Origin of the sequence: Lysinibacillus sp. NPDC093216 (genome assembly GCF_050280325.1) — a bacterium.
GTDB lineage: Bacteria > Bacillota > Bacilli > Bacillales_A > Planococcaceae > Lysinibacillus.
Window position 1 is genome coordinate 37,941 of record NZ_JBNNVB010000022.1, and the last position, 21,831, is coordinate 59,771.

At 37.1% G+C, this 21,831-nt stretch carries 26 protein-coding genes; 17 read left to right on the plus strand and 9 right to left on the minus strand.

The window, feature by feature from the left end:
• Window positions 1-128: 128 nt before the first annotated feature.
• The gene (locus ACQKOG_RS20070; protein ID WP_427448132.1) at window positions 129-1,817 is read left to right on the plus strand and encodes an MFS transporter; all 1,689 of its coding nucleotides are present in this window, start codon (window positions 129-131) and stop codon (window positions 1,815-1,817) included.
• Window positions 1,818-1,907: 90 nt separating this feature from the next.
• Window positions 1,908-2,498, plus strand: a complete 591-nt coding sequence (locus tag ACQKOG_RS20075; RefSeq protein WP_427448134.1) for a TetR/AcrR family transcriptional regulator — start codon at window positions 1,908-1,910, stop codon at window positions 2,496-2,498.
• Window positions 2,499-2,755: 257 nt separating this feature from the next.
• Here the strand turns inward: ACQKOG_RS20075 and ACQKOG_RS20080 are convergent, their stop codons facing one another.
• The 4 genes from ACQKOG_RS20080 to ACQKOG_RS20095 all read right to left on the minus strand — a co-directional run bounded on the left by ACQKOG_RS20080 (window position 2,756) and on the right by ACQKOG_RS20095 (window position 5,594).
• Complete coding sequence (locus tag ACQKOG_RS20080) at window positions 2,756-3,565, minus strand: DsbA family protein (protein ID WP_370076741.1); 810 nt, start codon at window positions 3,563-3,565, stop codon at window positions 2,756-2,758.
• On the minus strand, window positions 3,558-3,965 hold the full coding sequence (locus tag ACQKOG_RS20085; protein WP_132363931.1) for a globin: 408 nt from the start codon (window positions 3,963-3,965) through the stop codon (window positions 3,558-3,560). The genes ACQKOG_RS20080 and ACQKOG_RS20085 overlap by 8 nt, the downstream gene beginning before the upstream one ends.
• Window positions 3,966-4,181: 216 nt before the next feature.
• Window positions 4,182-4,970, minus strand: a complete 789-nt coding sequence (locus tag ACQKOG_RS20090; protein ID WP_415732759.1) for a lytic transglycosylase domain-containing protein — start codon at window positions 4,968-4,970, stop codon at window positions 4,182-4,184.
• 39 nt (window positions 4,971-5,009) lie between these two features.
• Window positions 5,010-5,594: a CYTH domain-containing protein gene (locus ACQKOG_RS20095; protein WP_370076745.1), complete on the minus strand. Its 585-nt coding sequence runs from the start codon at window positions 5,592-5,594 to the stop codon at window positions 5,010-5,012.
• Window positions 5,595-6,205: 611 nt separating this feature from the next.
• On the opposite strand from ACQKOG_RS20095, the gene ACQKOG_RS20100 reads away from it, so the two are divergent.
• The 6 genes from ACQKOG_RS20100 to ACQKOG_RS20125 all read left to right on the plus strand — a co-directional run bounded on the left by ACQKOG_RS20100 (window position 6,206) and on the right by ACQKOG_RS20125 (window position 11,612).
• Window positions 6,206-6,589 (plus strand): hypothetical protein, encoded by a 384-nt coding sequence (locus ACQKOG_RS20100; protein ID WP_370076747.1) that lies wholly within the window; start codon window positions 6,206-6,208, stop codon window positions 6,587-6,589.
• Window positions 6,590-6,651: 62 nt separating this feature from the next.
• Window positions 6,652-7,323, plus strand: a complete 672-nt coding sequence (locus ACQKOG_RS20105; RefSeq protein ID WP_370076749.1) for a GTP pyrophosphokinase — start codon at window positions 6,652-6,654, stop codon at window positions 7,321-7,323.
• Window positions 7,320-8,114 carry an NAD kinase gene (locus ACQKOG_RS20110; protein WP_132363921.1) on the plus strand — a complete coding sequence of 265 codons (795 nt, stop codon included), beginning with the start codon at window positions 7,320-7,322 and terminating at the stop codon, window positions 8,112-8,114. The genes ACQKOG_RS20105 and ACQKOG_RS20110 overlap by 4 nt, the downstream gene beginning before the upstream one ends.
• 1 nt (window position 8,115) lies before the next feature.
• Complete coding sequence (locus ACQKOG_RS20115) at window positions 8,116-9,024, plus strand: RluA family pseudouridine synthase (protein WP_402873017.1); 909 nt, start codon at window positions 8,116-8,118, stop codon at window positions 9,022-9,024.
• A 756-nt stretch (window positions 9,025-9,780) separates the two neighbouring features.
• Entirely contained in the window at window positions 9,781-11,157 is a 1,377-nt protein-coding gene (gene mgtE, locus ACQKOG_RS20120; RefSeq protein WP_370076751.1) for a magnesium transporter, read from the plus strand.
• 53 nt (window positions 11,158-11,210) lie between these two features.
• Entirely contained in the window at window positions 11,211-11,612 is a 402-nt protein-coding gene (locus tag ACQKOG_RS20125; RefSeq protein WP_370076753.1) for a hypothetical protein, read from the plus strand.
• A gap of 64 nt (window positions 11,613-11,676) precedes the next feature.
• Here ACQKOG_RS20125 and ACQKOG_RS20130 read toward each other — a convergent pair whose 3' ends face one another.
• The gene (locus ACQKOG_RS20130) at window positions 11,677-12,201 is read right to left on the minus strand and encodes a CotY/CotZ family spore coat protein (protein WP_132363913.1); all 525 of its coding nucleotides are present in this window, start codon (window positions 12,199-12,201) and stop codon (window positions 11,677-11,679) included.
• 134 nt (window positions 12,202-12,335) lie between these two features.
• Here ACQKOG_RS20130 and ACQKOG_RS20135 point away from each other — a divergent pair, with 134 nt between their 5' ends.
• From ACQKOG_RS20135 to ACQKOG_RS20160, 6 genes are all read left to right on the plus strand, one after another.
• Window positions 12,336-12,740: a YhcN/YlaJ family sporulation lipoprotein gene (locus ACQKOG_RS20135; protein ID WP_370076756.1), complete on the plus strand. Its 405-nt coding sequence runs from the start codon at window positions 12,336-12,338 to the stop codon at window positions 12,738-12,740.
• Window positions 12,740-13,195, plus strand: a complete 456-nt coding sequence (gene spoVAC / locus ACQKOG_RS20140) for a stage V sporulation protein AC (protein WP_370076758.1) — start codon at window positions 12,740-12,742, stop codon at window positions 13,193-13,195. The genes ACQKOG_RS20135 and spoVAC overlap by 1 nt, the downstream gene beginning before the upstream one ends.
• Window positions 13,189-14,184 (plus strand): stage V sporulation protein AD, encoded by a 996-nt coding sequence (locus ACQKOG_RS20145; RefSeq protein WP_370076760.1) that lies wholly within the window; start codon window positions 13,189-13,191, stop codon window positions 14,182-14,184. The genes spoVAC and ACQKOG_RS20145 overlap by 7 nt, the downstream gene beginning before the upstream one ends.
• A gap of 16 nt (window positions 14,185-14,200) precedes the next feature.
• Complete coding sequence (gene spoVAE / locus ACQKOG_RS20150; protein WP_370077030.1) at window positions 14,201-14,560, plus strand: stage V sporulation protein AE; 360 nt, start codon at window positions 14,201-14,203, stop codon at window positions 14,558-14,560.
• Between the two features lie 65 nt (window positions 14,561-14,625).
• Window positions 14,626-14,829, plus strand: coding sequence for a YjcZ family sporulation protein (locus ACQKOG_RS20155; RefSeq protein WP_427448140.1), 204 nt, complete (start codon window positions 14,626-14,628; stop codon window positions 14,827-14,829).
• 561 nt (window positions 14,830-15,390) lie between these two features.
• Window positions 15,391-15,639, plus strand: a complete 249-nt coding sequence (locus ACQKOG_RS20160; protein WP_132363905.1) for a stage VI sporulation protein F — start codon at window positions 15,391-15,393, stop codon at window positions 15,637-15,639.
• A gap of 279 nt (window positions 15,640-15,918) precedes the next feature.
• On the opposite strand, the gene ACQKOG_RS20165 is transcribed toward ACQKOG_RS20160, so the two are convergent.
• From ACQKOG_RS20165 to ACQKOG_RS20175, 3 genes are all read right to left on the minus strand, one after another.
• Entirely contained in the window at window positions 15,919-16,347 is a 429-nt protein-coding gene (locus ACQKOG_RS20165) for a GNAT family N-acetyltransferase (RefSeq protein ID WP_370077032.1), read from the minus strand.
• A 1-nt stretch (window position 16,348) separates the two neighbouring features.
• Window positions 16,349-16,864: a YjcG family protein gene (locus tag ACQKOG_RS20170; protein WP_370076764.1), complete on the minus strand. Its 516-nt coding sequence runs from the start codon at window positions 16,862-16,864 to the stop codon at window positions 16,349-16,351.
• A gap of 81 nt (window positions 16,865-16,945) precedes the next feature.
• On the minus strand, window positions 16,946-17,665 hold the full coding sequence (locus ACQKOG_RS20175; RefSeq protein ID WP_370076766.1) for an alpha/beta hydrolase: 720 nt from the start codon (window positions 17,663-17,665) through the stop codon (window positions 16,946-16,948).
• Window positions 17,666-17,777: 112 nt separating this feature from the next.
• Here ACQKOG_RS20175 and ACQKOG_RS20180 point away from each other — a divergent pair, with 112 nt between their 5' ends.
• The 3 genes from ACQKOG_RS20180 (at window position 17,778) to ACQKOG_RS20190 (ending at window position 21,058) form a co-directional block, all read left to right on the plus strand.
• Complete coding sequence (locus tag ACQKOG_RS20180) at window positions 17,778-18,359, plus strand: phosphatidylglycerophosphatase A family protein (RefSeq protein WP_370076768.1); 582 nt, start codon at window positions 17,778-17,780, stop codon at window positions 18,357-18,359.
• Window positions 18,360-18,957: 598 nt separating this feature from the next.
• Window positions 18,958-19,575: a thermonuclease family protein gene (locus tag ACQKOG_RS20185; protein ID WP_370076770.1), complete on the plus strand. Its 618-nt coding sequence runs from the start codon at window positions 18,958-18,960 to the stop codon at window positions 19,573-19,575.
• Window positions 19,576-20,527: 952 nt separating this feature from the next.
• On the plus strand, window positions 20,528-21,058 hold the full coding sequence (locus tag ACQKOG_RS20190; RefSeq protein ID WP_370076772.1) for a hypothetical protein: 531 nt from the start codon (window positions 20,528-20,530) through the stop codon (window positions 21,056-21,058).
• Window positions 21,059-21,328: 270 nt separating this feature from the next.
• Here ACQKOG_RS20190 and ACQKOG_RS20195 read toward each other — a convergent pair whose 3' ends face one another.
• Window positions 21,329-21,562 (minus strand): hypothetical protein, encoded by a 234-nt coding sequence (locus tag ACQKOG_RS20195; protein ID WP_370076774.1) that lies wholly within the window; start codon window positions 21,560-21,562, stop codon window positions 21,329-21,331.
• Between the last annotated feature and the right edge of the window lie 269 nt (window positions 21,563-21,831).

Sequence of the window (21,831 nt, forward strand, 5' to 3'; positions counted from 1 at the left end):
GGATGTTTAGACACCCATTGAATGTAGAAAAAAAGCCTCCGGCGGATGTCACGGATTGTTTATCTGTGCGAAAGCGAAGTGACAGCAACAATTACGCCAAGGAAAAATTGATGAAAAGAGGCTAGAAAGTGAAGAGTAAACAAAGTTATATGATGCCGGTAATTGCTGCGGCTCTTGGTTTTTTTATGGCTTTATTGGACACCACAATTGTGAATGTTTCTTTGCCAAAAATTACAGCATACTATGAAACTACAATTGATCAAATTTCTTGGGTGATTGATAGCTACAACATTGCATTTGGTGTTGTTTTGCTAACGGCGGTAAGATTTGCAGATCAATTTGGTAGGAAGAAAATATTTCAAATAGGGCTTATTTTGTTTGTAGTTTCGTCAGTTCTATGTGGATTATCACAATCTATTGGGTTATTAATTTTATTTCGGGCGATTCAAGGTTTGGCAGCAGCAATGATTGTTCCAGTATGTGTCCCTTTAGTACTTGTTCATACTCCAGCTGAAAAGGTTGGTGTTGTAACGGCACTATTTGGAATAATGGCTGGGGTATCGACAGCGTTGGGACCGACAATTGGAGGAGTCATCTCGGAGAACTTTTCATGGCAGTGGATATTTTATATTAATGTACCAATAGGGATTTTAGCGGTGAGTTTAATTCATTCTTTTGTACATGAATCGTATGATCCTACTGCCTCTAAGAAGATTGACTGGATGGGTATGATAACAATTAGTATTTCATTGTTTGCACTCATATATGGTCTTTTACAAGTGAAGGAAGTTGGGTGGTCATCACCACTTGTTCTAAGTTGTTTAATTGGCAGTGCTATAGGCTTACTAATGTTTGTAAAGTTTGAATCAAAAAATAAAGATCCAATGCTTCCAGTTCAGTTGTTTAAAAACTATCAATTCGCATGCGGGAATATCGCACTGTTATGTTTAGGAATCGGCATGATGTGTGTCTACTTTTTAATGGCATTTTATTTAACAACAGTAAACGGAATTTCTCAAATACAGGCGGGCTTAATTCTTAGCTCATCTTCTATAGCGACAATGCTCATTACACCTCTTGCAGCTAAAGCAAATAAATGGGGGACATTATGGTTTGGTGTCAGTGGTTATGTACTATTTAGTATAGGAACCTACTTGTTAGGTTTTATTTCATCAGATCAATCGGTTTGGGCTATTGTCGGAGTTTTAATGATTGTTGGTTTAGGATCGGGTTTAATATTTAGCCCATTATCAATAGCACTCATTTTGCAGGTTCCCGAAGAAAAGGCTGGGATTGCATCAGGGTTATTTCAAGTAAGTCGTGTAATTGGAGCTGCGGTTGGCGTGGCCATTTTAGTAGTGATGCTACAGCATATGATGCAGAACGAAATGAAAGCGGCAAAAAATGAAATGATCGAAAAGGTTGAGATAAGTAAACTTAGTGACAATACAAAGGAAAAGCTAAAGCTTCAATTCGAAAATAATAAAAATGAGCTAACAGAAAATAAATCGTCACTACAAGATGTTTTACATAAGCTAACGGACGAAGAGAAAAAAGTACTAAAATCTTCACCAGATAACGCACATGCTGAAATTAAGAAGAGATTTGACATTGAAATAAAGGAAATAAGAAATCTTTATCCAGCGTTAGAAAAAATAATGAAGGATCATATTTCTTTAGCCTATAAAGCAGTTTTTAGATTTGGAGCAATTGTCATGTTAATTGGTGCTGTTTTCGCTTATTTAAATGGCATAAATGCGAGAAGAATGAAGAAATATATAAGAGAACGAAACTTTGAGGTTGCAATGAAACGTTAATTGAATGCAACTGATTGCTATCAATTTCTAATTCCGATATAATATTGAGCAAATTATGTTCGGAGGAGGAAAGAGGGCATAATGGCAAAGTTGAAAACAAGAGAAAAAATTCTTAATGCTGCTTTGACACTTTTTGGTGAAAAAGGGTTTGCTGGAACTTCGACACGTGAAATTGCTGAACGTGCCGGTGTGAATCACATTACACTTTTTAGACACTTTGGAAATAAGGAGAATTTGTTTCGTGAGAGTGTTATTTCACATAAAACAGACAGAGATTATTTTCCTAAAATAGAAGAGGCGTTTACAGGTGATATAGAGCAGGATCTTAAAATCTTGGCGCAAGCTTATTTTGAAGAAAACATTCCTGTCAAGGAAACTATTTGGGTGCTTATGCGTGAAATTCAACAAGATAAAGAATTTGAAAAAATGTTTTTTGAATACCCAAATAAGCTATTTCATCATTTAGAGAATTATTTAATTAAATTACATGAGCAAGGGAAAATTCCAAAAGGGAACTTTAAATATACAGCGAATTTTTTCTATTCATTGCTGTCGTCAATTTTAGTTTTCCAATTGACGTTACCATATATAAATGAACATATTAATCCGGATATTGATGAGATGATAGATGAGGTTGTGCATTTATTTACTTTAAGTTTGTATAATCCGAAAGAAAGTTAACTTCTTTCTGCAGATGCTTTATGTAACGTAAGTGGAACGGCAGTTACAAGTGTTTTGGTAGCGAAAGCGAAGCGACAGGTACAGAAGTTTCCCACCTCTATGGGTGATGAGATGAATGCAGTTTTAAGTCACTTTTCAGCGGGTGTCCAAACATCCGCTGAAAGAAGTTAAAGAAGAGGCTATAAAGAAAAATAAAAGCAAGTGAAGTTTTCTTCACTTGCTTTTATTTTGGAGCTTAGAATAATAGTATAATTGCATTATTTAATACGCCACAGTGTAGCGTTATTTGTCTGAATTCGTTCAATTTTTTGTTGCAGCATACGCTTTTTTAATTCGCGTTCAGCGGTTTGTTCTGTTAATGAGTAGATGAAAGCTACTTCATTTGTTGAAAGTGTATGGAATTTTGTGAATAACTCTTCCATTGTTGGTAATGGTTGACGCACAAGCTGTTCATCCATCATTTCTTGTAAAATATGTTCATAAACTTCATAGGAATAGCTACCACTAACTTTTAGGCCCTCATCTTCAATACATTCATTGAAAAATACAATGCTAGGCACTTCATCAACTTCCATTTCACGTTTAATATATAAATCGCATTGGAAAGCACGTGCTGCTTCCTTTGAACCAAAGTCTGCTGAAAATTCATTCATGTCTAATTGAACATCTTCCGCAATTTTTAACAGAGTAGCATAAGAATTGACATCTTGCTGGTTTAATAATACATATTCTTGTAGTTTCGACAAATAGCGTGCTCCGACACGTTTGCCCTGTAATTCTGCAGCTTTAATAGCGATAGATGGTAGGACAGGGTGATTAATGTCGAGTTCAATACCTGATAAACAACCTTTTACACGTTTGCTTAAACAATTCAAAGAGGCAAGCTCTGTGCTTAGTACAAAGCGCCATGTAAAGTAATGATTGTACTCTAAATGTAACTTACGAAGAATGGCTTGCATATTATAAGCTTCTGGACAAAGTGGATCTACGAAAATATACAATTCAATAGGCTTATTAGCAGTAGAAATCTCAAGAGTTGGCTTCTGCAGCATTTGAATATTATTCACGTAACAATTCCCCCTCATCGTCATTTGGTGTATTAATCATGTGATGAGCTGTTAATACTAAACGTTGATAATATGTTTCTCGGAACTTCCCTTCCAACCCCACTTCATCCATCGCTTCGGACATACATTCAAGCCAAGCTTGGGCACGATCAGGTGTAATCGGAAAATTCATATGGCGTGCACGCATCATTGGATGCCCATGCTCCTCAGTAAAAAGATTTGGTCCACCTAAATACTGTGTTTGAAATTGAATTTGCTTGCGTGCTGTCTCTGTCAAATCTTTCGGAAAGATTGGAATAAGATCAGGATGCTGAGCAACTCTTTTATAGAATGCATGGATTAGCTCTGAAAGCTTTTCAGCCCCCAGCTCCTCATAAGGAACAGTGTATTTTCGATTCATAATTAAATGCCCCTTTAATTCTTTATATCGTAAAGTATATTTTTATACTTGGTCATCTTTACAAATGTGAATTTCTTGTGACTACCTTCATTCTATCAACGTCTTTTCGTTAACACAAACAAAGCGCTCTTCCGAAATGTTTTCGCTAAAAAAGCACAAATTTCACCACGTGGGTGAAATTTGCCGAAAAAGACTGTATTAACAATGTTTATGCGATTAAGCTGTATAGTAATTCATCACTTTTTGGACATAATTCTGTGTTTCTTTGAAAGGAGGAATGCCACCATACTTTGTAACGCGTGAAGCTCCTGCGTTATAAGCAGCTAACGCTAATGTAGGATCATTATCAAATTTATCTAGCAATTGACGTAAATATTTTGCGCCTGCCATAATATTTTGCTCAGGATCAAAGGCGTTTGTAACCCCTAAATATTGAGCTGTTTTTGGCATTAATTGCATTAATCCTTGTGCTCCAGCATGGCTAACCACGCTAGAATTAAAATTAGACTCTTGCTTAATCACTGCAGCGATTAGCTTCTCAGGTACATTATATGTAGTTGCTGCCTTTTGAATAATCGAAGCGTATTGGTTCGCACCAGCTAATGAATTGGCATACGCTGTTGAACCAATTACATTATCCGAAACATAGGAGTCGAGCTTTGTACTAGATTGTGTATTTGCTAATGCTGCCTGTACAGCAGATGGTATAAAGACGTCATTAGAACCATTATAAAGTAATGATTGATACGCACTATTTTGCATGTTTTCAGCTAACCCATTTAAACTACTAAACTGGTTCATCAATGACGAAGCGCTTGATACGCCCCCGAGCAAACTAGATAATTTTGCACTGTTAGTAGTAGTTGAGTCGCCTAGCAATTCGCTAATCATATCAGAAAACATAGAATTGCTGTCTGTAAGATTGTTTGACGATGAATTTTCTGAAGATCCTAGTGTTTGTAATGCTTGAATGTCAAGTAAAGTTCTGAGTGATTGAATATCCAAGGAGTTGCCACCCTTTCTTGTATACTAGTTAAGCTACTGTTATTTATTCATTTGTAATGCTTTCATGAAACGTGCGATTTTTTTATCTGTAGCCCGTTTTTCAATACCATATTGCTGTAGAAATTCGTCGAAGATTGCATTTCCTTTTTTTGCATCTTTTGATTCATATTCTACCTCATAATCGTCGCACTGCAAATAGAAAGAATGATCGAATACTAGAAGACCATCCCTATAAGGAATTTCGACACGATCGGTTGTAAGTGAACCAAATACTGCTAAATTTTCTAAAGAAATGTTGAAGAGAGCTAGTCTTTTTGCTACTTCTTGGGCATAAAAACCTTCTCCAACAAGCATTTTCTTAGCTTGCTCAGCAGTTAATTCGTCAGTTGTTTCTAAATGAGCATGCTCTGCATTTTTTTCTTTTAAAGTACATTCAAAATATTTGTCGATTTGTCGAATACGGAGCCCACTTTGTAGTTTTCGAATAGCTTGAGAAGGTGTGTCGAAATAATGATTTGTTTGACGATGAATAGCATTTTCGGGAATGTTAAATGCTTGCAATAAGTGTTCGTATTGTTGTTTTGTTAAAAGATTTTTAAATTCTATTTCAAGTTGTTGTGCCATTATGATCACCTGTTTATTTTAATTTTTTATGGGTGTTGATTAGGGAAAGGTTCCTCAGCATAGCGTGTGGTTGATTTCCGTTCCAGCTGGGCGCTTTGTTGTTGCTGTCGCTTCGCTTTCGCACAGATAAAACATTTGTTGCTGTCGCTTCGCTTTCGCACAGAGCAAAGCTTCCTGGGGGCGTCGGGCCAACAGGATGTTGGTCACGAAGGCGTTATCACAGGATGTGATGGTTGTAGCCTTCGTTCCTCTATCGCTGATCCCCAAGGGGTCGCCCAGCTTCCACTCCAATCAACTAATATGCATGGCATACATTTTGACGAAATATCATCCCTAATTTCCGATGAAGGACAATTGTTTTTTGTGCGAAAGCGAAGCATCAGCAACAGCATGATGTTGGTCACGAAGGCGTTATCACAGAAAGTGATGGTTGTAGCCTTCGTTCCTCTATTGCTGATCCCCAAGGAGTCGCCCAGTCGGAACGGAAATCAACTACACGCTATGATAAAAAGTTTAGTTCGTTTTTTCATTGATTTAGTATTTACACACTGCAACTATTTACCCTCTATGCTAAAATAAGAGGAAGAGTACGACGAAAAGGGGAACCGCATGTGCGTAAAATTTATACAATAGAAACATTGAATTTTGAAAACGAGCAACTTCATTTTAGTTTAAACGACATTGAAGCAAATTTACAGTTAAAACCTGCTGCACAATTAATAGCAGACTCTGATGACTTTGCGTTTATTTATTTACTTGATGCAGGAGAGAATTATCATTACTTGCGTTTTCCACCGAGTAGTTGGGATGAACTTGTACATATTTTACAAAAAAAACAAAATCCAAAGCTACAACTAGGTACGGAAGTTATTGAGCTTTCTAATTTTTACGATGAACTGGAAATGCTCGTGTATAATATTGAAGGAAATTACAATTATGGGGCGGAATTTGTCCAAGAGGTGGAACATCACTTCAAGACAATTCTTGCTGAATAAAAAGACAAAACGAACAGACGGTGTTGGTTTTGTTCGATACCGATTGTCGGGAGGTTTTTGCGATGGGACAATGGGAAATATTTTTAAGTCCTTATAAACAAGCAGTAGATGAGTTAAAAGTAAAATTAAAGGGTATGCGTTCACAGTTTGGTATTGTTAATGCAAATTCACCAATTGAATTTGTAACGGGACGTGTAAAACCTTTAGCAAGTATATACGATAAATCATTAGAAAAAGGACTCGCATTTGAGCCTTCTAAACAGCTAGGTGATGAGTTAGGAGATATCGCAGGCTTACGTATTATGTGTCAATTTGTCGATGATATTTCAACAGTTACTGAGCTAATACGTCAACGTAAAGATATGCGTGTAGTGGAAGAGCGTGACTATATTACACATAATAAGCCAAGTGGCTACCGATCATATCATATGATTGTCGAATATCCTGTTGAAACGATACAAGGGAAAAAAGTGGTATTAGCTGAAATTCAAATAAGAACACTAGCTATGAATTTCTGGGCATCTATTGAGCATTCTTTAAATTATAAATATAAAGGCATGTTCCCCGAGGAAATTAAAAATCGCCTTCAAAGTGCAGCAGAGGCCGCCTTCCGATTGGATGAGGAAATGTCGTCCATTCGTAGTGAAATACAAGAAGCGCAGGCCTATTTTAGTGAATACAAAGAAGCATCGAATCCTAATTTACTTTCGGAGAAGGAGCGTGACATAAAATGAAATTTTCCATTCAATCACGTAGAGATGCACAGTCGAACGAATTAATGGAGCTAGCTAAAACGTATTTGCAAGACTTTGGGTTAACTTATGATGAAGAGGCTCCTGAGATTGTCATCTCTATTGGAGGAGATGGCACTTTACTACATGCCTTTCATCGATATGCTCATATGCTACATCAGGTTGCCTTCGTAGGTATCCATACGGGACATTTAGGATTTTATGCGGATTGGAAGCCATCTGAATTAGAAAAGCTTGTTTTGTCCATTGCCAAAAAGGACTTTAATGTTGTGGAGTATCCACTACTAGAGGTAAAGGTGGAACATCATAATGCAGAATCCAATACGTATTTAGCGTTAAATGAAGCAACTATAAAATCACCTGATGTCACGCTTGTTATGGATGTTGAGTTAAATGGTAATCAGTTTGAACGTTTCCGTGGAGACGGTCTTTGTGTGTCAACTCCTTCTGGTAGTACAGCTTATAATAAAGCCCTCGGTGGAGCAATTATTCACCCAACTTTAGCGGCACTCCAAATTACTGAGATAGCATCGATCAATAACCGTGTCTTCCGTACAGTTGGTTCACCACTCATTTTACCAGCACATCATCACTGTGTTTTACGTCCAGTAAATGAACAAAACTTTAATATGACTGTTGATCATTTACAAGTTACGCAAGGCGATGTGAAGTCGATTGCTTTTAATGTAGCAACTGAAAGAGTACGTTTTGCTCGTTTCCGTCCATTCCCATTCTGGGAACGAGTACATGAGTCATTCGTAGCAAATGAGTAAAATGGATACAAGATTTACACTGCATTTTATAGCGGAAAAGGAAGGCCAACTACTAAGAGAGGCCTTAACTGAATGGCGAATCTCCAAGCGGGCTTTAACGGCAATTAAATTTGATGGAGGCTTGCTAACCGTGAATGATGTTGAACGCAATGTTCGACATCATCTTCGCGTTGGGGATCGAGTTGAAGTTAAATTCCCTCCTGAAGAAAAAAGTGAAGGGCTCGCTGTTGAACATGGTGAACTTTCAATTATTTATGAAGATGAAGCGATTTTAGTGCTTAATAAGCCAGCGCATCAGAGTACGATTCCTTCGCGCGAGCATCCAACATATAGCGTAGCTAATTTAGTGTGTGGTCATTTTCAGCAACAGGGTCTAGCATCTACTGCTCATATAGTAACGAGACTTGATCGTGATACTTCTGGCTTGCTGTGCATTGCCAAACATGCTCATATTCATCATTTAACGGGACTTGCACAGCGCAGTGGAGAGATTTCTAGACAATATGAAGCCATTGTACATGGACATGTGGCACCAGATGTACAATCAATTATCGCTCCTATTGGACGCAAGGAGACGAGTATTATTGAGCGAGAGGTACGTGAGGACGGTCAATTTGCACATACAGATGTGTCAATTTTAAGGCACTTTTATTTACAGAATGAACCGATGACACATATACAGCTAAAGTTGCATACAGGGCGCACACATCAAATTCGTGTGCATATGGCCTATGTAGGACATCCACTTGTTGGAGATGAACTTTATGGTGGAAGTCGCGAGCATATAAATAGACAAGCCCTACACTGTGTGTCCTTAAAGATGCTTCACCCGTTGACAGATGAGCGTTTACAATTCAAAAGTAACTTAAATGAAGATATGCAGCGATTATTAATTGACTCCTTAATTTGAAGTTCGGTACAAAACCTATCTATGAACGAAGACTTCATTAGTTCACTAAGAGTGAAAACTATTACTGGATATGTTATATATTTAAGGAGATGTTCGCACAAACGGGCATCTCTTTATCATTTTATAGCCCAGTAAAAGTAATAGGTTTTTCATAACAGCACGTTAACAGTAAAGAAAGTGTTTGTATGAGACCTTGGAGCGAAGCGGGAGGGGAACGAAGGCTAAAAGCATCACGTCCTGTGATAACGCCTTCGTGACCAACATCCTGTTGGTCCGACGCCCCCAGGAAGCTTTGCTCTGTGCGACAGCAACATTTTATCTGTGCGAAAGCGAAGCGACAGCAACAAAGCGCCAGTCGGGACGGAAATCAACCACGCGTTATGATAACAGGTGAAAAATAGCAACGTTTACCCGAAGATTTATCCAATTAGATAGTGGTAATGATGTAGGTTGTTATGTAGTAAAAAAAGGGTTTGCAGAAAAGGCACAATACACTCTATTATATATAAGGTAGATTTACGGCATTGCCCGTATCAATGATTTAACTTATTTCAGCAAATGTTTTCTGTACAGAAAGCAAAGCGACAGGTACAAATGAATTTACTTTTCGGCGGTTGGTCAAACACCCGCTGAAATAATTTAAAGCCTCCGGCGGATGTCACTGAATCGGAAAGGAGTTCTTTGTGCAAGCACAAAGCCGATTCTGGACGCAATTATGCCGAGGCATAATTGAATGCTCGGAAGGAGGGGACAAGCATGATAGAGGAAAGAAATGAAAAGGATGATGTGCAGTTCGACGAGGCACGTTTGCGAGAAATGCTCGAAGCACATGATATTAACGCATTCCGCGATGAGTTTTTAGAGCTTCATCCATATGATCAGGCAACGTTTTATGAGAAGGTGGAACCTGATATAAGGAAGATCATCTATTCGTACTTGTCTCCGACGGAAATGGCTGATATTTTTGAGGCAATCGAAATAGATGATGATGAATACACAGCGTATCTAGCTGAAATGGATCCGTCATATGGTGCAGAAATGCTTTCTCACATGTATGCAGATGATGCTGCAGACGTTTTAAATGAGTTGGATACGAAACAACGTGAAAGCTATTTAGGCATGATGGATGAGGAAATAGCTGAAGAGATCAATGAGTTATTAAGTTATGATGAAGGTACAGCTGGTTCTATCATGACGACTGAATATGTAGCGATACCAGAAAATTCTACTGTTCGTTCAGCAATGGCGATTTTACGGAAAGAGGCGCCAGATGCTGAAACCATTTATTATATATTTGTCGTTGATGAAGCACATCGATTAACTGGCGTTATTACGCTTCGTGATTTAATTATTGCTGATGAAGATACCCTTATACGTTCGATTATGAATGAACGTGTTGTGATGGTGCACGCAGGGGATGACCAAGAAGAGGTTGCTCAAATTATGAAGGACTATAACTTCTTAGCAACACCAGTTATTGACGATAAGGGTGAATTACTAGGGATTATTACAGTCGATGATATTATCGACGTTATTGATGAGGAAGCATCGGAAGATTACTCTAAATTAGCGGGTATTTCCGATATGGATAAATTTGATACAACCTCGTTCCAAGCAGCTAAAAAGCGTTTGCCATGGCTTGTCATATTATTATTTTTAGGGATGTTGACAGCAAATTTGATGGGACATTTTGAGGCAACATTAGAACAGGTTGCGTTACTCGCAGTGTTTATCCCTCTCATTTCAGGTACTTCAGGGAATAGTGGAACACAGGCACTAGCGGTAGCTATTCGAGGTATTGCAACAGGAGATGTCGAAGAGCATAGCAAGCTAAAATTACTACTTCGTGAAGCCGGTACAGGCTTAATGTCTGGAGTTGTTTGTGGGTTGATTGTGATTGGCATCATCTATGTTTGGAAACAAGAGTTGATTCTTGGAATGCTGGTAGGAGCAGCGCTTTGTGGTTCTATTTTAGTAGCAACACTTGCAGGTTCTTTTATTCCACTACTAATGCATCGTATGAAAATTGACCCGGCTGTCGCATCAGGTCCATTCATTACAACTTTAAATGATATAACAAGTATTTTAATTTACTTAGGTTTGGCGACAGTATTCTTAAGTCAAATAGGCTGAGAACCAAACTTCTTCCTTTTGCATATTGTATGAAAAAAAGGGAAGTGAGTAATGTGGGTCAAGAGCCACGCTTGTTTATAAAGTCACCATCATATTTTCTCAATATTTCTAAGATGCTACATGAGCTTGAATTGGATGAAAGTACGTCAGTGTATAGTAAGGACGGCTATTTCAATGAGCAAACTATTGAAGAAAAAGAAGAAGTAGTTGAAAAAGTACAAATAGATCCGTATTTACTAAAGCAGCTTCAATTTTTAGAGAAGCCTTTTCGGCAAAAAGCCTATCAACCGTTACTTATATGTTTAAAGGATGGTAGAGAATTACGTGGTAGTGCATCTGATGTACAGACCGATTCATTGATGCTTACTTCTTACGAATTAAAGACGCAAGAGATTATCTATTTTGAGGACATAGATCAAGTATTATGGCGAGGTAAACAATTACCTACCTTATGAAAAAAGTGTACAGCAGAGGATGCTGTACACTTTTTTTATGTGTAGTGTGTCAAAGGTGAAAAGACTATTCACAAATCCCTAAGTCAACATCAGCAATACATTGTACAGCGCAGAAGCATGATAAGTCTACAGTGATACAGCTCTCAGTTGAATTCCAATCATCTACTTTACATATTTTTTTCATGTTGACACAGCAGCCATCTCGACTTAATAGATCTACTGTACTTTCGCTGGAGTCAAATGAACATAAAGGCTCTAAAACACGCAAAGTAGCGCAGCACTCATCGAACATATCTTCTACACGGAAAAATACTGATGTACATATACATGGATCTGCTGTTGGTGAACTGAAAAATGCTTTAAAAGGAGTACCGTCTTTTGTAATTAACATGAATACACGTGTATCTGCATGAGAGCGTGCAGGACTTACTATGCCTCCAAGTGGTTCTAAGAAACAGTTAGCTGTACATGGTTGACATTCATCTCTCACCGCTTGATTCTGAATGTCTAAAATAGCGCGTACTACGTCACAAACGCAGCCTGCTGAATGGATTGGTCCAATAGGATTTGTTGGCTTGCCACAACCCATATTGTCACCTCCTTTCCTTGTTACTACTTCTACAATATGTGCTTCTGAAAAATGGACTCGGGCTTTCGTATATATAGTTAAATGAATAGTTTTTTTATGGTTGGAGAAACTTTAAAGAAAAGGAGGGTAAAAGCTTGAAGCTGTTAGGAATAATGTTACCTCTATTAGTCAGTTTATCGCTTTTAAGTGGTTGCGGTGAAAAAGAAAAAGTTATTGTCTATGGTTCACCGGAAAATGAAAGGGAAGTTGAAGCCATTTTAAAAGAACAGAAATATGTAGACAAAACAACGGTTATTCAATATGACAATAGTATGCTTGTGGCCGTGCAAATTAAACCATGGGATAAGTGGAAAAAGACTAAATTAGAGAAAAAGTTGCAAAAGAAATTTGATGAAAAATATCCAAACAAAGATGTTTTTGTTTCAGCTGATTATAAAATATTTTATGAAGCCAATAAAATAAAAAGGGAACAAGTTGAAGATAATAAACTGAAAGATAAAATTGTGAAATTGAAAAAGCTTGCAAAGGAGGAAACATAGTGGAAAAAGAACAATACCAGCAATTAGAGCAAAATGTCACGCCAAAACCGCCTTATTTTAAAAATGTTGCAAAGGCGTTTCTAATAGGTGGACTTATTTGTACAATCGGACAGGCCGTATCCCTTTTTTATATGATTTTCTTTGATTTTACCGAAGCAACAGTCGGAAATCCAACAGTTGCAACAATGATATTTTTCGCCATGATTTTAACTGGGTTTGGCTTATATAAAAAAATTGGTCAATTTGCTGGAGCTGGATCAGCTGTGCCTGTAACAGGGTTTGGTAATGCTGTTATTTCTGCAGCCATTGAGCATAGATCTGAAGGATTAGTACTTGGTGTCGGTGGGAATTTATTTAAATTAGCTGGATCAGTTGTATTATTTGGTGTTGTCTCCGCCTTTTTTATAGCACTTATTAAATTCATTCTTGTGACGATAGGAGTGGTTTCATGGTAATTGTCTTTCAATCGAAGCCGTCCTTAATAGCAGGTGGTGTGGTAGCAGGGCCGCTAGAGAAACGTAGTATATTTAGTCAACATTTTGATGCGACCTATGATGATGAGCGTTGGCAAATGAAAACAAATGAACAAGGTCATCGAAAAATGGTTGAAGAGGCCTGTGAATTTGCCATGAAAAAAGCGGGCGTGAAAAATACGGACATTGATTACTTTATGGGCGGCGATTTGGTTAACCAAATGACACCAACCAATTTTGCGGCCAGAGACTTAGACATTCCTTTTATCGGATTATTCTCAGCGTGTGCTACCTCTATATCCTCCGTAATTATTGCGAGCCTGTTAACAGAAGTAGGTGCCTCCAATTTATCGTTAGCCGGTGCATCTAGTCAACATAATGCGGTTGAACGACAATTCCGCTATCCAATCAATTATGGCTCACAAAAGCCCCAAACAGCTCAATGGACGGTAACGGCTGCTGGTTATGCTCTTGTTGGTAAACATCATGAGGAATACCCTTCTATTGAAGCAGCGACTATTGGAAAATCGGTTGATTATGGTATGGATGACCCTTTTCACATGGGTGCAGCGATGGCACCTGCCGCTTTTCAAACCATTCAATCACATTTAGAGCAGCGAAATCAAAAAATTTACCATTATGATCTAATTTTAACAGGTGATTTAGGTCAACTTGGCATAAAACTTTTAAAAGGAATGTTTGTTGAGAGTGGCATAAAGAGTGAAGAGTTAAAACCTTTACGTGATGCAGGTGCTGAGTTTTATGGACAGGATGAAACGTTCCAATCCGGTGCAAGTGGTGCAGGCTGTTCGGCAGCTGTTTTTTTTAGTTACGTGATCCAACAGATGCGAGCAGGTACCTATAAACGAGTACTTCTTGTGGCGACAGGAGCATTACTGTCTCCGCTTTCATTTCAACAGGGCGAGACAATTCCATGTACGGCACATGCGATTGAAATTACAATGAAATGAGGCAAAAGCTATGGTTATGACATTTGTGTTTGCATTTTTTGTAGGAGGCATTATTTGCGCTATAGGTCAATTATTAATGGATGTTGGTAAATTAACACCTGGACATACATTGAGCACTCTTGTAGTAGCTGGTTCGATTCTTGCCGGAATGGGCTTGTATGAGCCACTTATTAATTTTGCTGGTGCCGGTGCAACTGTTCCTATTACATCTTTTGGAAATTCCTTAACGCAGGGTGCAATTGTTGAAGCGGAAAAACATGGGCTTGTAGGTGTGTTAACTGGGATGTTTGAGGTGACAAGCTCAGGAATCAGTGCTGCCGTTGTTTTTGGCTTTATCGGAGCATTAATATTTAAACCTAAAGGAAATGTTAATTAGACGAATACCCCACCCATTTTTACAACGCTAACATATGATAGGTTGTAGAAGGGAGGGGTATTTTTATGGGATATCAAGGCTGGGGTGCGCATCCTTATGGAGGGCATGCTGATGGTTATTACGGAGGAGATTATGGAGGTTACTATGGCGGTCACCACGACAGTTGCCATGACGGTTACTATGGTTACGGACATGGACATAGTTCAACATTTATCTTAATTGTTGTCCTATTCATTCTTCTGATCATTGTAGGTGCCGCTTGCATATAATTTGAATAACTTCTTTCAGCATATCTCTTTTGTACCGAAAGCGAAGCGACAGGTACAGAAGTCTCCCACCTTTATAGGTGGTGAGATGAATGCGGGTTTAGCTATTTTTCAGCGGATGTCCAAACATTTGCTGAAATAGAGGAACTTAGTCTAAGAACGCCACGTCCTGTGGCAACGACTGAGTGACCAACCTCGTGTTGGCCTAAAGCCTCCGGCGGATGTTACGGAATCGGCAAGGAGTTAGTAAAGGATGTTGCCTAAAATCATCGCATCCATGCGATAACGGCTAACTAACCTGCATCGGTAAAAACGCCACGTCCTGTGGCATTACCGAAATGACCGACATCGTGTCGGCCCTCATGCAGGCCTAAGCACAAAGCCTATTCCGAACGTAATTATGCCGAGGCATAATCGATTGTGACAGTAGATAGAGGCTTTAGCTTTTCTTCAGAGTGCTTCATTTTCTGAATAAAGTTTAAAGCCTTCACTAGTTGTCATATGTTTCTTGCCTGAGAACAACAGTAGGAATAAATTTGAATTTTAACTGATAGGAGGGGGAACATGAATCGCTCGCTTTTTAATTCAATTGAACAAAAAACTGGAGTATCAATGGATGAAATCTTTGCACTAGCAAATGAAATTCAACATGCTGATTTTAAAAATGAAAAGCAAGTAAGAAAAATCGTACGACGCGTAAGTAAAATGTCCAAGAGACAAATTACGCAAGAGCTTGAAGATAAGTTAGTACAATCTATTATTCAAGATGGTAATTCACTAGATTTAGATAAAATTACTAAAATGATGAAATAACATGAATCTACTAGGCAAAGCAATATATCTAAAAGGTTGATTTAAATGGATTTTCATTTATAAATCAACCTTTAAAGCTTTGTATTGCAATAAAAAGGGTGTTACGATATGCTTCAGCATTTTCGTAACACCTATTTGATCAATTATGCCTCGGCTTAATTGCGTCCGTTTTTAGACTGAGTTTCGCTATTACAGCGGATGTTTGGACACCTGCTGAAATAAGCTTAAACTCGCATTTATCTCACCTATAGAGGTGGGATACTTCTGTTGCTGAAAGAGTTAAATCATTTTTTCCATAGCACGATGTGGGATACCAGCATCCATAAATTCAGGAGATGTTACCGTATAGCCAAGCTTTTCATAAAACGGAATAGCATAGCTTTGTGCATGAAGTTTTAGTTTTTTCTTATTAATTAAAATGGCGTGCTTCTCCATTTCCTTCATTATTAAAGCACCTAGTTTTTTACCACGCTGATCTTGTAAAATACAAACACGTTCAATTTTTGCAGCATCGTCCTCGATACTTCGTAAACGCGCAGCACCTACAGGGTCATTGTCTTCATACATAATGAAATGCGTTGCAGATGCATCCTCAGCATCACATTCTAGATGAAGTGGCACACCTTGCTCTTCAACAAAAACTTGCTTGCGGACTGCAAATGCATCCTCATGTTCTTTTGTTGTTTCAACAATCTTTACGTTATACAGATTACTCAGCTCCAGTCAATCGGAAAGTTTCATATGTTGTCCACGAGCCGTCTTCCAATTGATATAAAAGATGAATGCGATCAATTGTATCTTTTTCGTCAACACCTGTCATACGTAATTGCCCAAAGATATCATCGTGCTCGGAATCTGTCATTTTTTGAGCAATAGTAATATGTGGTACAAATACGTGTTTTGACTCACCAAAAGGTACTTTTTCTTCTAGAGCTTGGTGTAATGATGTTAATTGTTCAGTTGGTTCAATACGGAAATAAATCGCATTTGTTGTTGGGAAAAATGAACTTATGCGTAATGCATGAATGTTTAAAGGTGCATAGTTGGCAGCAAGCCCATCTAATTGTTTTACGACAGATTGAATATCTTCTTCCGTTGCATCGAAGCTGTCCTTTAATGTAATATGCGGAGTAATCTTCGCATAATGAGAATCGTAACGTTTTCGATAAGTATTCGCTAGATCTTGTAATTTTTTTGATGGAAATGCCACAATACCATATTTCATAGGCCATTACCTCCCGAAAATAAACAATTTTTTATTTAAGTATAACAGAAATTTCCGATTTCGTAATTTGAATCGTCTAAATTAATTAAAATTTTCAATTAATGCGCGGCGTAAATCAGGTTTCCAATATTTCCATGTATGATTGCCATTAAATTCTTCATAAAATGTAGAGAATCCTTTGTTTAACATGAGATGATGTAGCTGACGATTGGGTGTTAAAAAATCTTTAATTGTTTTATCCATCGTGACAACTTTATCTTCTTCTTTTCCGACAATATGATAAATGGAAATTGCGCCTGGATCTTTAAAATTCTCTACAGCTTGCAAAACATCTTCGTCAACATACGGTGATTGTAAAATGACCTTGCCAAAAATATTTGGGTATTTTAATGCGGCCATTAAGGAAGCGGTTGCAGCCATTGAGTCACCAATGACCCCACGACTCATTCCCACTTGATAGGTTGCATATTCAGCATCTAAATACGGCACAAGCTCATGAGCTAAAAAACGAAGATATGCTTCATGTTGCTCTCCGCTTGGAATATATTTATGACGTCGATCCTTAATGTCCTTATATGGAACGAAGGCAATGATCAAATTTTCGATTTCATAGTCATCGATAAGTTCATCAGCAAGTTTTGTAATACCTCCAAGTTGGAAATAATCTTTTCCGTCTGATGCAATTAAAATATTATATTTATATAGTGGAGAATAATTTGCAGGAACATATATAAATATCTGTAATTCCTCCTGCAATGCTTCACTATAGAACTTTAAATCCTGTACAGTTCCCTTATCCAATGATGACACTCCTTCTCGTGTTTGTAACGAAATTGTACCATATACCCAAAGTAAAGGTATAATAGGTTGGGCTAGCACTATTCTAGCAATAAAATCGAAGTGAGGGATAGTTATGCATGATAAAAATACTCGCATACACTCTGATGAAGTAGCGAAGGCAGCTCAGGCTGCACTTATTCGTCGTGGTGTATCGCTAGAGGATATTGCTAAAATCGTTTATGAAATGCAAAAATCCTATAATGAAGGCTTAACATTAGACCACTGTGTTCATTCTGTCGAGCGTGTATTACGTAAGCGTGAAGTTCAACATGCTTTATTAGTAGGTATTGAACTAGATGAACTTGCAGAGAAAAAGTTATTATCGGCACCGTTACAGCAAATAGTAGAATCCGATGAGGGTTTATTTGGTGTGGATGAAACAATAGCACTTGGATCTGTTTTTACATATGGTAGCATAGCGGTAACAACTTTCGGACACTTAGACAAGCAAAAAATCGGTATTATTAAGAAGTTAGATACAGAACCTGGTCATCATGTAAATACGTTTTTAGATGACCTAGTTGGCAGTATCGCAGCTTCTGCCGCATCCCGTATTGCACATCGTATGCGTGACTTGGAAGAAGAGGGCGGTACATTTGCTGATATTGAGCCCGAAGAGCTAGGACCAAAACCAAAATCACATAATGAGATTTAATAGTAATCATATATATAACAGAGCCTTCTCAATAATTTGAGGAGGCTCTGTTTAAGTTGTAATATGAGTATGGCGCTACGTCAAAACGAGGGTTGATTTCCGTTCCGACTGGGGACGATTCTTGGATGTTATCAGCGATCGGCATTCATCGCACGTTTCCTCCGCTTTTGTTGGTTGCTGACGCTAACGCTTTCGCACAGACAAAACCATGTGGTTGCTGTCGCTTCGTTAACACTCCGCATTAGCACAAAAAACATTTGTTGGCCAAAACGGATCATCGGACCACAATGAACAGAGCATCATCAATAATTTGAGGAGGCTCTGTTTTTTATTATGCTTAGCCGATTGTTTACTCATACACTTAATCAACAAAAATAGATACATAAAATAAGGATATGCAAAGATAGAAAATAGTCAGCTTGTTGAAGTATCTCCAAATCATTGGTTTGCTATTGCAACTACATAACTTGAATGTAGTAGCCTGATATTTTACAATAGAAACATCGTGAAACTTTTTAGGACTTTTGATGAATTATGGATTCTTTTAGAAGCTTCCTTAAAGTGTAATGAAGATGAATAGTTGTGAGGGACCTACTACATGAAAATGCAAGATATAAAAACGTTAATTACGAGTGGTACAATCATTCTTGCTGTTGCATTGTATATGATTTTTGGCAGATCACCAGCCCAAGAAAAAGATGCAACATCGACAAACCAGAATGGTACTATTTCTATTGAACAAGTTGAACAAAAAACAGGAAATAAACGCTTTGATGTAGATTATATTAAAGCATATGATGGTGATACAATTCAGGCGACAATAAATGGCAAGAAACAAAAAATTCGCCTATTGATGGTAGATACACCAGAGATGAATTATAACAAAGGTGAAGCTCAACCTTATGCTGAAGAGGCAAAGGACTATACGATTAAATTGTTAGAACACGCCAAAAAGGTTGAAGCGGTTTACGATGTTGGACCAGAGACAGATAACTATGATCGCTTATTAGCCTATGTCTTCATTAATGATGTAATGTTGCAGGAATCATTATTAAAAGAAGGACTTGCAGCAGTGCGCTTTATTCATAAACCAAACAATACGTTGGAGGATGAATTTAGAGAAATCCAGCAAGATGCGGAGAAAGAAAAATTAAATATTTGGTCACATCAAAATTACTTCCAAAAAGATGGTTTCCATCCAGAAGTATTAAAATAAAAGTGATCGATTAAGGGACTGTCCCAAAAGGCAATGAAAAATGCCTTTTGAGGACAGTCCTTTCTTTATTCAAAAAAAGTTGTAAATAAAGTGAAGCTAGTTAAGTTTGGCAAAAGGATTCACTTTATTCTTTTAAAAAGATAGATATGGGTTGATTGCTTATATATATCTAAAATCAGTGATTTGATGATATTTTTTATAAAACTTTATTACAAGTCTAAACTTATATATCAAACGCACCATTTTTTGTTTTCATTGTAAAAACTTCCATCGACAAACTTAATTTGAGGAGATAGTTGATAGAGTGACTGTATATGGGGGACAATCGTTGCTTGGTATATGAAAAGTACCCCCTTTGATTGATAGGTTCATCATCTAGGAGGTACTGCGTGATTAAATATGTTAATACAGGATTAAGGTGCTGGATGGATTTGAACCAACGATAAAAGAGTTGCAGTCTTTCAATTTATAATACCTATATTTTCCTTTACCGAAAGGGACTCACAGGATTTTCACAGAAGATATGGCTATACTTCTCCATAGAGCATTCAAACTGATATTGAAACTGGTACAAAGACAATTATTGAAAATGATGTCGTTCAGAAAAATGCAGATAATAATGGAAATAATATATTACTTAGATCTAGATGCTTAGTATCAAGTAGATGGTGGTATCCAATCTGAGAAAATGAAAATCGCAAAATAAATTAGAAGCGTTTAATTAATTCAACTTCACTTAAGTAGAAAATCCATGGGGTATTAACTCGTGGATTTTTTTCCAAAAACATTGATTTTATGAAGGCTCTATTAAATGCTCGCAGCATACTTTCGTTTATTTGAAAGTTTTGTATAGTTAAAAGTCAAATAAGTTATTTATATTTTGAAATTTTTACTGCTGTTCATTATAATTCGAAAGAGAACTAATGTTCTTGTTGTTTTAGGAGGATTGATTATGGGTGGTATAAAGTGGTTGTATATTTCTGAAGAAAATAAAATTTATAAGGTCCCTAATCCTAAAAATGGGAGATTCAAAGAAATAAAGGAGCTTTCAGAGCAGGATGTTTTAAAGGTTATGCTGTACTACAGAACAAAAAATAGAAAACCAGATAAACTAGTAATGGTTGAATTTGACCGAATTACTCTTGACTCACAAGGGGGGTATGAGGTGACTGATGAAAGGAATAGAAGGATGCTACAAAATGCCTTTCAGTTTATATATAATACTCCTCAACAATTGGCAGATAGCAAATCACCGTTCGAGTTGCCTCTAGCACCTAGCGTTCCATCCAATATTGAAAAAAAGGCTTTATATGAATTTTTAAATCAGAATTTCCCTAACTTAGGAAACGGTGCTCCGGCAATCATAGAAAATGCAATAAGCTCACTAAAAAAAATACATCAAAAAAAAATTGACTTAATTAAAGAGGCTAATAAATTAAGAAAAAGTAATTTAAAATTGTACTTTGAATCAAAAAAGGTTTAATGAAATTACGGATGATTTAGAAGTGGTTGATTTGGATTACAAAATATTCTAGAAGAGAAATTCGGGAAACCTTTAAAGAAAAATATAAAAGAACTATCCAGGCAGTTGGGACATGTCAGTAATAGAGATCATATGAAGAATTGGGATGTTAGAGTCATTTCTTAATTTTTGAAAGTGGTAAACTAAACGATCAATATACGTTTGAAGCAAGATATTTAAAGTGATTTATATTAAAATATAATTATATTAAATCGAACCCACTCATTTTGATTAGGCTAATTTCAAAACGGCGGGTTTTTTTAATTTTAAAAGTAAATTTCTACATTTTAAACTTAATGTGTTTGCAGTAAACAAACTCTGAAAAGGTGTACGCCATTCTAAACAATGGTCAAATATTACTGTAGAAGTTATTTGTTTAAAGGTTTCATTCAGAATTGAATGTGAAAAATCACCAATAAATAAATCTAGTTTTGCTTTACGCAATTCTTTTAATTGTAAAGCCAATCTTCTCTCATAATCGTCTTGTCCATCTCCTGGTGTTTATAACAATCAACTACTGCTACTAGATTATCTTGAAGTCTAAATCTTGGAGCAATACCAATTCTAAATCAGTTTCTTTTGGCATATACTATTGGCGGTATTCCGGTTACTTTATTAAACAATCTAGTAAAGTAAAATAAAATTCACTATTATAACTTATTGAAGTAACCCGATCTTTAATGGATAGTCCAGCTCCAAGCATATTGAAAGTCTAATAAACTTCTGTCAACGGA

What these genes read in the sequence shown, in the direction of transcription:
- ACQKOG_RS20085 (WP_132363931.1), bottom strand. Translation starts at nt 3,965, where the DNA reads ATGAATCGAAAATACACTGTTCCTTATGAGGAGCTGGGGGCTGAAAAG.
- ACQKOG_RS20095 (WP_370076745.1), bottom strand. Translation starts at nt 5,594, where the DNA reads ATGGCACAACAACTTGAAATAGAATTTAAAAATCTTTTAACAAAACAA.
- ACQKOG_RS20105 (WP_370076749.1), top strand. Translation starts at nt 6,652, where the DNA reads ATGGGACAATGGGAAATATTTTTAAGTCCTTATAAACAAGCAGTAGAT.
- ACQKOG_RS20110 (WP_132363921.1), top strand. Translation starts at nt 7,320, where the DNA reads ATGAAATTTTCCATTCAATCACGTAGAGATGCACAGTCGAACGAATTA.
- ACQKOG_RS20115 (WP_402873017.1), top strand. Translation starts at nt 8,116, where the DNA reads ATGGATACAAGATTTACACTGCATTTTATAGCGGAAAAGGAAGGCCAA.
- mgtE (WP_370076751.1), top strand. Translation starts at nt 9,781, where the DNA reads ATGATAGAGGAAAGAAATGAAAAGGATGATGTGCAGTTCGACGAGGCA.
- ACQKOG_RS20130 (WP_132363913.1), bottom strand. Translation starts at nt 12,201, where the DNA reads ATGGGTTGTGGCAAGCCAACAAATCCTATTGGACCAATCCATTCAGCA.
- ACQKOG_RS20145 (WP_370076760.1), top strand. Translation starts at nt 13,189, where the DNA reads ATGGTAATTGTCTTTCAATCGAAGCCGTCCTTAATAGCAGGTGGTGTG.
- spoVAE (WP_370077030.1), top strand. Translation starts at nt 14,201, where the DNA reads ATGACATTTGTGTTTGCATTTTTTGTAGGAGGCATTATTTGCGCTATA.
- ACQKOG_RS20155 (WP_427448140.1), top strand. Translation starts at nt 14,626, where the DNA reads ATGGGATATCAAGGCTGGGGTGCGCATCCTTATGGAGGGCATGCTGAT.
- ACQKOG_RS20160 (WP_132363905.1), top strand. Translation starts at nt 15,391, where the DNA reads ATGAATCGCTCGCTTTTTAATTCAATTGAACAAAAAACTGGAGTATCA.
- ACQKOG_RS20170 (WP_370076764.1), bottom strand. Translation starts at nt 16,864, where the DNA reads ATGAAATATGGTATTGTGGCATTTCCATCAAAAAAATTACAAGATCTA.
- ACQKOG_RS20180 (WP_370076768.1), top strand. Translation starts at nt 17,778, where the DNA reads ATGCATGATAAAAATACTCGCATACACTCTGATGAAGTAGCGAAGGCA.
- ACQKOG_RS20185 (WP_370076770.1), top strand. Translation starts at nt 18,958, where the DNA reads ATGAAAATGCAAGATATAAAAACGTTAATTACGAGTGGTACAATCATT.
- ACQKOG_RS20190 (WP_370076772.1), top strand. Translation starts at nt 20,528, where the DNA reads ATGGGTGGTATAAAGTGGTTGTATATTTCTGAAGAAAATAAAATTTAT.